The sequence below is a fragment of the Bariatricus sp. HCP28S3_F11 genome, from assembly GCF_052065395.1.
Lineage (GTDB): Bacteria > Bacillota > Clostridia > Lachnospirales > Lachnospiraceae > Allocoprococcus.
In genome coordinates this window covers 1-12792 of the sequence record NZ_JBQHUC010000051.1, presented here as the reverse complement: position 1 = coordinate 12792, position 12792 = coordinate 1, and the positions used below count along the sequence as shown (strand labels likewise).

At 44.3% G+C, this 12792-nt stretch carries 11 protein-coding genes; 4 read left to right on the top strand and 7 right to left on the bottom strand.

The genetic code is table 11. The features are described from left to right. Positions 1 to 151: 151 nt before the first annotated feature. The 7 genes from ACTNBR_RS15305 to ACTNBR_RS15275 all read right to left on the bottom strand — a co-directional run bounded on the left by ACTNBR_RS15305 (position 152) and on the right by ACTNBR_RS15275 (position 7765). Entirely contained in the window at positions 152 to 1306 is a 1155-nt protein-coding gene (locus ACTNBR_RS15305; RefSeq protein ID WP_441019003.1) for a double-cubane-cluster-containing anaerobic reductase, read from the bottom strand. Between the two features lie 45 nt (positions 1307 to 1351). Beyond that, complete coding sequence (locus ACTNBR_RS15300; RefSeq protein WP_441019005.1) at positions 1352 to 2098, bottom strand: acyl-CoA dehydratase activase; 747 nt, start codon at positions 2096 to 2098, stop codon at positions 1352 to 1354. 139 nt (positions 2099 to 2237) lie between these two features. Beyond that, the gene (locus tag ACTNBR_RS15295) at positions 2238 to 3248 is read right to left on the bottom strand and encodes a LacI family DNA-binding transcriptional regulator (RefSeq protein ID WP_441019007.1); all 1011 of its coding nucleotides are present in this window, start codon (positions 3246 to 3248) and stop codon (positions 2238 to 2240) included. A 175-nt stretch (positions 3249 to 3423) separates the two neighbouring features. Next, complete coding sequence (locus ACTNBR_RS15290) at positions 3424 to 5022, bottom strand: ASKHA domain-containing protein (RefSeq protein ID WP_441019009.1); 1599 nt, start codon at positions 5020 to 5022, stop codon at positions 3424 to 3426. A 1-nt stretch (position 5023) separates the two neighbouring features. Then, positions 5024 to 6037, bottom strand: coding sequence for a methylcobamide:CoM methyltransferase MtbA (locus tag ACTNBR_RS15285; RefSeq protein ID WP_441019011.1), 1014 nt, complete (start codon positions 6035 to 6037; stop codon positions 5024 to 5026). Between the two features lie 9 nt (positions 6038 to 6046). After that, complete coding sequence (locus ACTNBR_RS15280; protein ID WP_441019013.1) at positions 6047 to 6697, bottom strand: corrinoid protein; 651 nt, start codon at positions 6695 to 6697, stop codon at positions 6047 to 6049. Between the two features lie 24 nt (positions 6698 to 6721). Further along, entirely contained in the window at positions 6722 to 7765 is a 1044-nt protein-coding gene (locus ACTNBR_RS15275) for a uroporphyrinogen decarboxylase family protein (protein WP_441019015.1), read from the bottom strand. Between the two features lie 225 nt (positions 7766 to 7990). Here ACTNBR_RS15275 and ACTNBR_RS15270 point away from each other — a divergent pair, with 225 nt between their 5' ends. From ACTNBR_RS15270 to ACTNBR_RS15255, 4 genes are read left to right on the top strand one after another with little or no spacing between them, the layout of a single operon-like run. Continuing rightward, on the top strand, positions 7991 to 9307 hold the full coding sequence (locus tag ACTNBR_RS15270) for an ABC transporter substrate-binding protein (RefSeq protein WP_441019017.1): 1317 nt from the start codon (positions 7991 to 7993) through the stop codon (positions 9305 to 9307). A gap of 17 nt (positions 9308 to 9324) precedes the next feature. Then, positions 9325 to 10209: a carbohydrate ABC transporter permease gene (locus ACTNBR_RS15265; RefSeq protein ID WP_441019019.1), complete on the top strand. Its 885-nt coding sequence runs from the start codon at positions 9325 to 9327 to the stop codon at positions 10207 to 10209. A gap of 12 nt (positions 10210 to 10221) precedes the next feature. Then, entirely contained in the window at positions 10222 to 11031 is an 810-nt protein-coding gene (locus ACTNBR_RS15260; protein ID WP_441019021.1) for a carbohydrate ABC transporter permease, read from the top strand. Positions 11032 to 11066: 35 nt separating this feature from the next. Next, positions 11067 to 12725 carry a DUF4091 domain-containing protein gene (locus tag ACTNBR_RS15255; protein WP_441019023.1) on the top strand — a complete coding sequence of 553 codons (1659 nt, stop codon included), beginning with the start codon at positions 11067 to 11069 and terminating at the stop codon, positions 12723 to 12725. Positions 12726 to 12792: the final 67 nt, after the last annotated feature.

The following is a 12792-nucleotide window of genomic DNA, read 5'->3' as shown; positions in this document are numbered from 1 at the left end:
TTTTAAAAATAAAATTATTTTTTTAATATTTTTATTTATAAATTTTTAATTTTTTTTTAATTTTTTAAGTGTGATTATTAGGGGTTATTTTAAATTTTAAAAAAATGTTTAATAATAAACGGCCCCCCCTGTCTCTTCCCCTGTCTTTCTTCTAAAGCATCTCAATAAATGCAGCAATTCTTGTCTCAATCTGCCCGCTGTCTGTGGTGGAATAGTCTGTCTCCAGTTTCATATAAGGAATGCCCAGTTCTTCTACCATCCGGCCCATCTGAGCTGCTTCCACATTAAAAGTATGGCAAGCCTGAAGAACGACCTCGATCACGCCGTCTACTTTATATTTTTCAATCATTTTCTTTGTATTTTCCAGTCTGCCTGAATTGGTTGTCATGACAGAACAATTGATTGCAAGATAGCGGTCTGCGATTGCCTGTAAAATGTCTTCTGCCTCTACATCAACCAACAGCTTGTTTGTACGCTCTCCGCCGCAGTCATCCAGACAAACAAGCACTCCGCCGTTATTCTCTATAACCATTCCGACTTTCTGAATGACACCGGCTGACGGACATCCGGTGAGAAGGATTCGTTTCGCTGTTTCCGGGACCGGACGTTCCCCTGCTTCATACGCTTTTTTCGCTTTTTCAACGAGGGCTTCAATATTTACGATCTGCTGATCCAGATCAAATGTAAAGGTTCCCTGCTGGAGGGCAAGCATCATATCTGTTCCTTTCAGTGCCGGAGGGCAGCTTTCCTGCAGTTCATACATGCTGCAGAGCGCTTTTCTCAGCCGGTTTCTCTTGGCAGCCGCCTCGCGCAGCTTTTCATCGGTGATCTCCACATCAAACTTCTCTTCCAGGCGTTCTTTCAGAAGCCGAAGCTCTTCGCACCAGATCTTATTTGCATAGGCGCGTTCCTGACTCTGCGGAAGATGGAGCACATACGTTTCTTTGAGTTCATTCAGAAGCTCATACATCTTCTTTTTACCATCACAGGTCGTCTCGCCAATGATCATATCTGCAAAATAAGTATACGGACATTTCTGTGAGTATGCAAACCCATAGGTACTTTTAATCAGCGGGCAAAGATTCTTCGGAAGAACCTTCTCCGCATCCGCAATCGTCTCGTTACTTGTACCGCAAAGTCCCACCGTTGCGACACCGGCTGCATCCATCAGTTCGGAAGGCGTGTAGGAGCAGAGACAACCTGCCAGTTTCCCCCCATTTTCCTTGAATTCTTTCACCCGTAAAAATCCGGCTTTCCGCGCATCAACAAATTCATCAAAGGTTTTCGGTAATTCAAATGCTTCCATTAATTCTTGTTCTCCTTGTCTTTCGTCATTCCGTTAATGTGTGATTTATTCGGCCATCAAGGCCGCTCCGACTGCCCCTGCAAAACGTGCAAGCGGCGTACTTGTAACCGGTGCTCCAAGTGCTTTGACCAGTCGTCCGATAATATATTCGTCTTCACACAGACCGCCTGTCAGAAAATATTTGTCAGCCGGAACCTGAGAAATCAGCTGGACCACTTTTGTCACAACCGATTCGATCACACCATATGCAATATCTTCTCTTGGTGTACCTTTTCCGATCAGACTGATTACTTCGGACTCGGCAAACACGGTACACATAGAACTGATCGTGATCGGGTTGCCCTTGCGAGCGAGTTCGGACAGCTCATTCTGTGTAAGTCCCAGTCTGTTCGTCATGACTTCCAGAAACTTTCCGGTTCCTGCCGAACATTTATCATTCATGATAAACTTCATGACTCTTCCTTTTTTCAGGGAAATCCCTTTCGTATCCTGACCTCCGATATCAATAACAGTACCATCTTCCTGGAACAAATATGCTGCCCCTTTTCCATGACAGGTAATCTCGGTAATCACATCGTCCGCATAAGGAACCGAAATTCTTCCGTATCCGGTTGCAACATATCTGGCATTTTCCCTGGTAATCCCCTCATTTTTAAACGTTTCGTAAATCTCTTCTGCCGTTTTTCTGCTGTTGAATCCCGTGTTCAGCAAAAGTGTTCTGACAACTTCTCCTTCATTCATCACAACTGCTTTTGCCGCACTGGATCCAATATCAATCCCTACTTGATACATGCTTTCCTCCAACTGTTTCTTAAGTTTTCACGCTTATAATTTCACGCTTTATATTCAGTGTATGCCTCTCAAATCCATTCGTCAAATCGATAAATTCGATATCTTAATAGACATTTTCTATAAGCGCGCACTTCCAGTCCTACCGGTACAGCACAGAATCCCGAAGTACAAGTTCGATCCTCTCTTCCCCGGCATTTTCAGTCTCCTCACGCATCAGGGCAAACAGCATTTCCACTGTTTTTACCGCACTCCGGCGCAGATTCATTTTCACACTCGTCAGCCCGGGCCTCGTAATCGATGCAAATATATCCTCTCCAAAGGCCGACACCGACACTTCCCCGGGCACAGTAATCCCCATATCCCTCAGATACCCCATCGCTTCCGCCGCATAATACTCATTTGCAAAAATCAACAGCTTTTTCTCAAATGCCTCTCTTGCAAGATTCTTTTTATAAAATTCAATTCTTCCGTTTTTATCAGCAGGCAACTGGAAATATTGCATCTGAACAGATGCGGCCTTTTCATTACGAAACATCCTCTTCATCCCCTGCCAAAATGCATGTGCGTTTTCATCATCCATAAAACAGATACTCCTGTGTCCGCAGCTCAGAACATATCTGCCCATCAACTCCCCCGCCTCTATTTCCGTTTCCAAAATATTCCCGGTCTTAGTCGAAATCACAGGTATCACACATCTGCTGCGGATGCTCTCTTCCGTTTCCTCTCCAAATCCGTTCAGAATGATCCCTTCCATTTTCCACATCATTACCATACGCAGAATATCTTCTTCCGAATCAGAAAAATGCAGAAGCATATAGCAGCCACGCCTGTATATCTCCTTTTCCACTTCCCGGATCCACAGCGAAGCTTCGCCTGCTTCTGCATGTTGTATTTTTTTCCCTATCATAACCCCAATCACACCGGAATGTTTCCCTGACAGCAGCCTGTTCCCCATACTGGGCACATATTTTTTCTCTTCAAGAAGTCTCTTTACCTTCTGAACGGTCTCCTCCGAAATCCGTTCCGTTTTTCCCGCCACAACATTCGACACCGTAGTAGGACTCACCCCGGCTTCCACCGCAATTTCTTTGATTCCGACACGCGTTTTTCTCACTACGGAATTCTGATCTGCATGCGTTCCTTTTTTCACGCCGCTTTCCCCCTCTTAAGATTACTCTTTTCTTACTATACTGCTCTTTTCATGATTCTGAACAAATACGAGAAAATTCGAAGAAATTCGGGAAAATTCGAAGCAGGGGGAGAGACACGGGGACAGGTTCCCTGGCTCACTATTGATAGTGAGTCAGGGAACCTGTCCCCATATCTCATCTCGTCGGAAATATCATGCATTCTGAGAATACTCTCTCATAATTTTCCGTCTCGGCAAGTTCCATATATTCCATTTTCTTTGCAAGTTCTTCTACTTCTTTTTTCACAGAAGACGACATCAGCGTCATATATGCTCCAGTCTTTGATGAATTTCCTACATATACCAGCTTATCCTTCACCTCTTCAGGAAGAATACCGGTTCCGACCAGTGAATCTGCGGGAAGATGTGCACCGAACTGCCCTGCGATCATGACTTTATCCAGTTCTTTCATTGTAATTCCTCTTTGGCCAAGCAGGGTAATGAAGCCGGACAAAATCGCCCCTTTGGCGAGCTGAACCTGCCTGACATCTCCCTGTGTGACTACTAACAATGGATCTTCATTCAAAATAAACTCTCTTTTCGTTCCGTTCAGACGAATCATCGGATATCGATAATCGGAAGGATCAAGCTGGTCTTTTTTGATAAATACGCCCGTTTTTTTGACGATCCCCGTACGAAGAAGTTCTTTCAGAACAGCCAGGATCCCGCTGCCGCAAAGGCCTTCCGGTTCCTGATCGTCAATCGTGACAAGTTCAATCCCCTGCTCTGTAATTTTCACATCTTCGACAGCCCCTTCCGCAGCCCGCATACCGGAACTGATATTCATCCCTTCCAGTGCCGGCCCTGCTGCGCAGGAACAGCAGGAAAGTCTGCCATGATTTGCCAGAACGATCTCCCCGTTTGTTCCGATATCAATAAACAGGACATTCCCCTGTTCTTTTTGCAGCCCACAGACATATGCACCGGCAACAATGTCTGCGCCGATGTATGCAGATACTTGAGGAAGGCAGTACAAGACAGCATGGTCTCCTGCCTGTATTCCGATTTCTTTCGCCGGCAGCATCTGAGCGTCTGTAAATGCAGGGCGATACGGAGCCTTCCCGATGGTTCTTGCATCTACTCCGAGAAGCATGTGGGTCATCGTACAGTTAGCCGCCACATCGATCTCCTGAATCTCCATCCGGTCTACGTCCGTTTCTTCGCATACCTCCATGATCATCTCATTGATGGCGTACACAATGACTTCCTGCAGATCCCGGATCCCACCGTCCGGATTTTCATACTCATGGGTAATTCTGGTCAGAACATCCAGACCATATCTCTTCTGGGGATTGATTCTGGACGCACTCGCCAGCTCTTCCCCGCTTTTCCTGTCGATCAGTGCCAAAACAACTGTGGTTGTCCCGATATCGACAGCAACGCCATACCCTCCGTCAAATTCATCTTTTGTAAATTCCGGCATGTACCCTTTTGTGAGGACTTTATGCCGCCGCTCCTTCTGAAGCGTTTCGACTTCCACGTCCCCGTAGATTTCTGTCATACAGGACAGGCGGATCCCCCGCTCGATTTCTTCCGGTTTCAGCAGGTTTCTTTCCGTATCGGAGATATCGGAACATGTCCCGGAAAGGATGCGGACCTTACATTTCCCACAGACACCGGTCCCGTTACACGGGTTATCTACAAAAACATGCTCTTTGCAAAGTACTTCCAGCAGATTCGACCGTTCCTCACAAGGAAACGTTCTCCCTGTCTGCGTAATCGTAATGGATGCCATACTATTCCTCCTCCAGACAGGAAAGGATTGCCTGTATATTCTTCATAGAGGACTTCATACCCAGACCACACGCCGGTGAAATGATATCCGCGCCGCCGCTTACGCAGTGTTTCGTCAGCTTCTTTACCCGTTCCTCATCTCCGAATTCCAGTGCATAAGTGCTCACATTCCCCATCAACACTCTTCCGTTCAGATGTTCTTTCGCTTCTTTCATCGGCACAACCGAATCGAAACTAAGCACGTCACTGTGAACTTCCTGCACTTCCTCATAAACCGGCTGCATCTGACCGCAGATATGCACGATCGTTCCGATTTTCTCCGCTTTGAACGCATCTACAAGCTGATTGATGTATTTCACTGCAAATTCTTTAAAATATTTCGGTCCCAGGATTTCTCCGGTTCCACTGGGATCTGAAATGGCAATTACATCCGCTCCCGCTTCAATCTGTGCTTTTCCAAAAGTAATCAGCTGGTCGGTGATAAACTGCATATATGCATGCGCGTCTTCTTTCTTTTTACGAAGCTCTTTGTAAAATACAACCGGCTCGATCAGAGAGCTTGCCGTGCTGACCGGCCCTGTCAGGTTTCCTACAATCGGAACATGTTCCGTCTCCCGCCTGAGAATTCTGATGGCATCCAACACGACCTTCGCCCGTCCGTGATTCATATCGATCCGAGACAGTTTTCTATATTCACTGACGGAAGCTATCACGTACCCGATGACGTGAGGCTCATAAATGTTGGATCCCATATCCACCCTGGCTCCCATTTCTTCTGCTTCCACCGTCATACAGAAAGGCACTCCGTAATTTTCAAAACATTTCTGATCATAAACAGCCTTTGCAAGATCTGCCATCTTTCTGGCATCCGAGTGTGCTTCCGGGAGATAGATTTTCACCGTTTCCATCAACTCGGAGGTAATCATATTCATCATTCCTCCCGGACAGATACATGCCGGCCGATCCACACTTTGTCCTTCCATGATCATTTTCAATCTCTCTTTAGGCGTTAACATCTTCCCCTCCTATGCTATATTCAAAAGTCTTTTTGCCAGATTGACAGCTTCCACTGCATTCTGCGAGTAGCCGTCTGCCCCGATTTTATCTGCAAATTTCTGTGAAATCGGTCCACCCCCGATCATCACCTTCACCTGATCACGGATCCCCGCTTCTTCCAGCAAATGAATGACCGTTTCCATTCCTGCCATCGTCGTCGTCATCAAAGTCGACATGCAGACCAGTTCCGCGCCTTCTTCCTTTGCACGATCCACAAATTGCTGCAGCGGTACGTCCCTTCCCAGATCAATCATCTCAAATCCCGCCGTCTCCAGCATGATCTTTACGAGGTTTTTCCCAATGTCATGTGTATCCCCTTCCACGACTCCAATAACCACTTTCTTCTTATTGTCTTCCGACTCCGTCGGTAAATGTGGCTTTAATATGTCCAGCCCCGCATACATGGCATCCGAACAAAGCAGAATATCCGTCACGAAATACTCCTCCTCCTCAAAGAGCTGACCTGCGCGGTTCATTCCGTCAATCAGGCCTTCCATAATTCCATCCAGCGCCGGATAGCCGGATTCCAGATATTCTCTGGCTGCCTCTGCCACATCCTCTTCTTCCATATCCAGAACTCCGTCCGATAATCTCTTTAATAATTCTTCTTTTGAACTCATTTTCCTTCCTCCCCGGTTATGATTCTAACCGTTCTTTCCATACTTTCTTGCCGCTTCCATAAACCAGTCAATCTTTTCAATCTGTGTTGCATCCGGAATATCACAACCACTCGTCAAATGATGACCCTGCTTTGATTTTCTCCCCTGCTCAATACAGGTTCTCACGCCTTCAAAGATTTCCTCACGGTTTCCATTTAAAATAATCTCCACCGGATCCACATTCCCCGCAATCGGCACAACTTCTCCCAGTTCCTTGGCCGCTCTTTCCAGATCGATGATATTATCCAGACTGATCTCATTCAGTTGATACTGGCATAAATATTTCCAGATACTGTACGTTTTTCCACACATGTGAAGTGAAACCTTTTTCCCTGTTTTTTCAAATGCATAATCCGTCAGTTCTTTTGTATATGGGAATACGAATTTTTCATAAAATCGAGGACCTATCAATGACGGATTGGCGACCGGATCCGCCATAGCAATCCCAACTCCATATTTTGCGAGCTCATCAATACAGCTTTTTTGAGAATCCACCACGATTCTTAGAAGCCTGTGTACTTCATCCGGATGTTTCATGCAATCACGCAGCAGAACCTCGATTCCTCTTAAAAAAGAAGCGATTGTAAATGGTCCTCCTATACTTGCCTCAACAGGAACGATCTCACCTGCATCTTCCATTAGATTTTCCGCCACATGTAAAAAAGTGCGAATGACCGGATTTGTACTAGCATCAACCGGCACCATACCATCCAGCTTTTCATACTCATCAACCACAGGTGTTTCCTGTTCTCCCCCTGAAACCTGAATCGTAAGCGCCGATGTAATTCCTACTGTATTCGGCCCAAGTCCCAGCCGGTCAAATCCAAACCGGTTAAATGCAAGTATTTCCCCCTCCGCCATACATTTTTCTGATTTCCAGTATTCAGAAATCTCTGTCCCGTATAATGTGCAGCGTACATTTCCAATAAATGGAATACATAAAATGCGGTCATACGGTAAATGATGTTCGATTGCATAGACTCTTTCCAGTGGTGTCATCTGATCCGCAATGTGTTTTCTGGCTTTCATTTTTTTCCTCCATAAAACGGACTACCTATGTTTCTAAATTATGTAAATCATAGTTTATAATTTTTTATTTTACCATGCTTTAAGATTTACATCAATTTTCCCCGCCATTTATTTATATTATCAATATATCCTCACATATATCATTATTATCTATTTCACATTTTCTATAAGAATCTCTATAATAATAGTCAGAACTAATTTTTTCAAAACTAAGGAGGATATGATATGAAAAAGAGATTACTCAGTATTCTGCTCTGCACCGCAATGGTTGCCTCTCTGGCAGTAGGATGCGGCGGCAAAAAAGCAGAAGAAAGCACAGGAGATGACGGCAACGAAACTGCGGAGGCGACGACACTTACCATGTGGCTCCCGCCTCTTGATGAAGATACGGAAGGCAACTTCAAAAAGCTTTTGGCTGACTGGGAAAAAGAGAACAATTGTACAATCGAAATGGAACTCATTCCATGGGCCAACTATGAAGAAAAGTGGGCAACCGGTATCAGCGGCGGAGATGCTCCGGATATCGGCTATATGTATGCCGAAATGTATCCGACCTATATTTCTTCAGGTGCTGTACTGGATCTGACCGATCTCGTATCCGATGAAGACTACAACGAATATCTGTATCTTGACCGTGGAGAGATGATGGGTGGATTATATGGTATTCCGATTGTAACAGGTGTTCCTTTTGTACTTTATTACAATCAGGACATCCTGGATTCACTCGGTGAACAGCCACCGGAAACATGGGAAGATTTCAAACGTATCTGTGAAAAAGCTACGCAGGATACAGACGGAGATGGCCAGATTGACCAGTACGGCTATGCTGTAGGTCTGAACAGCGGTGATATGAGCAACCTTTACATGCTGAACTCTTACATCTACAGTCTTTTATGGCAGGCAGGCGGGGATATTTACACGGATGATCTGAAATCAATTGCTTTCAACAGTGATGCTGGTATTGAAGCAATCGAATTCTTCAAGAGTCTTCAGCCATATATGCCGGAAAATGTGATGTCTCTTTCAGGATCCGATGCATTCAGCACAGTTTTCGGAGCTGGTAAGGCTGCGTTCGGTGTAACCCGTTCTTCTCAGTCTCAGGAAACTACATTCGCTAACGATTATCCAGATCTTAACTGGGATTATGTAACTTCATTGAAGAATGTAAATTACGGAACATTCGGTGCAGCAGACTGCTTATCCGTAATGACAGCCAGCGAACATCAGGATCTTGCTTTAGATCTGATCAGATACATCACCAGTGCAGAATTCATGACAGAATACCACAAAGTAGCTCCTGGTGCTCCTCTTACAGCAAGCGAACCGTATGTAGGCGATCCGAAGATGGAACGTATCGTTACCGAAGACCGTGACAAATGGCGTCCACTTCAGTGTGGTCCATGCGGAAGTGAAATTCTTGAAAACTACGCTGCCCATATCCAGTCTATCATGGAAGGTAAAATGGATGTAAAAGAAGCTCTGAATGAATCTGCCGAAGCCGGCAACGAAATTCTGGATGAATACTGGGCTGACAACGAATAAAAAGAATCGAGGCATCTATGAAAAAAAGAAAAGGATTGTCCGCTCTGACGCCTTATCTTTACATAACACCAATATCATTGATCCTGCTTACTTTTGTAGCAGGATCTTTGATCATTGCGATATGTTTTAGTTTTACCAAGTATAATATTATTACACCGGCTCAGTTTAACGGACTATATAATTATCAGAAACTATTGCGGGATTCCAAGTTAAGGCTTTGTATCCTGAACACATTAAAGATTGCATTGATTACAGTACCTCTACAGGTAATCGCTTCCACACTTTTTGCCGTATTGATCGCCTCCAAGCAAAATACACTGCTCGGAAAAATTGCTAAGGGCGCTCTTTTCGTTCCGGTTCTCTCTTCCAGCGCGGTAATCGGTACAGTATGGAAAGCTATTTTAAATGGAGGTAACCCCGTCGTAAAAGGGATTTTCGGCATATTCGGAATTGATCCCACCATGCTTCTGGGAAGCAGTGATACAGCTATTGTCACTGTTGCACTCCTGATTGTATGGAAAGGCATGGGATATTATATGATCATAGCCTTGTCGGCTCTGATGTCCATTCCGGACAATTATTACGAAGCAGCAAGGGTTGACGGCGCCAATTCCTTTCAGCGGCTGACACACATCACACTTCCACTCATGAAACCAACGATTATTATGAATACTTTTTTAGCATCTATTAGTTCCATGCAGGTATTCGATCTGGTCTATACAATGACCGGTGGAGGGCCATCCATGTCAACCACTACCATGGTTATGTATGCCTACCAGCTCACATTTAAAGGAAGTAAAGCCGGTTACGCCATGGCCGTGTCCAATGTGTTGATGCTGATGATTCTTATCATCGTATTATTCCAGCAGCGATTCATAAGACGCGATGTTTCAGAAATATAGGAGGTGCAACTAATGAAAAAAATATCACGAATCATTATCGATTTATTTTTGATTTTTGTAATTTTACTTTGTACACTTCCATTTCTGTACATGATTCTTATGTCACTAAAAAGTACAACCAATGCATACGATATCAGCCTGTCCCTTTCCAGTCTGACACTGGTACAGTATAAAAAAATCTTTTCAGATCCTACCTTTATCCGCTACTTTGCAAACAGTGTATTTGTAGCATTTGCAGGTGTTCTGTTAACTGTATTTACCAGCAGCACTGCGGGTTATGCATTTGCCAAACTGAATTTCAAAGGAAGTGACAAAATATTTCTTTTGATTTTATTGTCCATGCTGGTTCCTTCCGAAGTCATTCTTGTTCCGCTCTATCTTCTGGTCAGAGGCTTTGGATGGGTAAATACCTTTAAAGCCCTGATTCTTCCGCTTCCGACTGCCTTTGGCGTCTTTGTCATGCGCCAGGCCATTCTGGCGATTCCGACGGAACTGATTGAATCGGCCCAGATTGACGGTGCATCCAATGCAAAAATCCTGTGGAAAGTAATCGTACCGCTTGTAAAATCTTCTATGCTCACAGTTGCAATTTTCACCTTTATCGGTGCATGGAATAACTTTACCTGGCCACTCATTATCACGACAGACGATGCATACCGTACTTTGCCGCTGGCATTGACTGCAATGAAGACACAATATGATACAGATGTGGGACTTACAATGGCCTGCGCCACAGTCACTTTCCTTCCACCTTTTATCTTCTACCTCTTCCTTCAGTCGAAATTCGAAGAAGGTATGGCAATGAGCGGACTGAAAGGTTAACTCTTTATACACCAATTAATGCAGGAGTATTTTTTATGAGACCTCAAAAAGAAATCAAATATCAAATGAAAGTATTAAGTTCTCTGGAAAAAGTTTTTCCAGACGAAGAACCAGTATATAAACCGGAATGCATAAAACTCAGCGGACTCTGGGGAGAAACTATTTCCTATCAGATTGCTTATACCGGCAACTGGTTCATGCGGGAACGAGTAGATGTAAAAGTAATCTCACCGATTTACAATCATGTACGTGTCAGAACCGTAGAACTGGTTCCTGTGGGACGCGCAACCAACGGAATCGTGGATGACAACTACTTAAAAACCACTTCCGGACTGTATCCGGATCTCCTACGTGATATTTCCGACGGAAAAGTCATCATCCGTTCCAATCAGTGGAGCAGTCTCTGGATTGATATCAAACTGACGGATGAAATACCTGCCGGAGATTATGAAATTGAAATCCAACTTGTAAAAGATGATAAAGTATTGTGTTCCGCCTGCCGAAAAATCACCGTAATCGGCACGCAACTGCCGAAACAGAAGATCATGCACACTGAATGGCTGCATGCAGACTGTCTTGCTGATTATTATCATGTTGAAGTATTTTCCGAAGACCACTGGCAGATACTGGAAAATTATTTCCGGGAATATGTCGACAGAGGCTGTAACATGATGCTCGTACCACTCTTCACTTCTCCACTGGATACAGCAGTTGGCCTGGAACGTACCACAACGCAGCTGATTGAAATTGAAGTGAAAAATGGCGAATATTTCTTCAGTTTTGATCAATTAAAGCGCTGGATCAATCTTTGCAAAAAATGTGGAATTGAGTATTACGAAATGTCACACCTCTTCTCTCAATGGGGCGCAAAATACGCTCCAAAAATCGTTGCAACTGTGAACGGTAAAGAAGAGAAAATCTTTGGATGGCATACGCCTGCCGTCGGAGAATATACCAGATTTTTGGAAACTTTCCTTCCTCAGCTTATTGAAAAACTAAAAGAATGGAACATTGCAGATGTCACTTATTTCCATATTTCTGACGAGCCACGCGAAGAACATCTGGAATCCTTTAAAGCTGCAAAAGAATCGCTCGGAAATATGCTTGACGGTTTCCATACATTTGATGCACTTTCGAGCTACGAATTCTATCGTCACGGACTGATTAGCAAGCCAATTCCAGGTAATAACGAAATTGAAGACTTTCTGGCGCACGGCCTTACAGATATGTGGACTTACTACTGCACAGGTCAGTTCTACGAAGTAAGCAACCGCTTTATGTCTATGCCATCAGCCAGAAACCGTATTTACGGCGTACAGCTATTCAAATACGATATTATAGGAATATTGCACTGGGGTTATAACTTCTATAACAGCCAGTTTTCAATCAATCGCATCAATCCATATCAGGTAACCGATGCGGATAATGCATTTCCATCCGGAGATCCATTCCTTGTATATCCGGGTGATGATCGCAAACCGGAAGAATCCATCCGTATGATGGTTCATTATGAAGCATTGACAGACCTGCGGGCATTCGAACTTCTCGAAAGTCTAACCAGTAAAGAACATGTAATGGAACTTATTGAAGGCGAGCTGGATGAGCCATTGACATTCAAACGTTATCCCAAATCAGATATGTATCTGCTTACCCTTCGCAATAGGGTAAATCGGGAAATTGCTTGTTTGACATAAGGTAATCAGAGAGACAGGGGAGAGACAGGGGGACAGGTACATTGACTCATTAGTGAGTCAATGTACC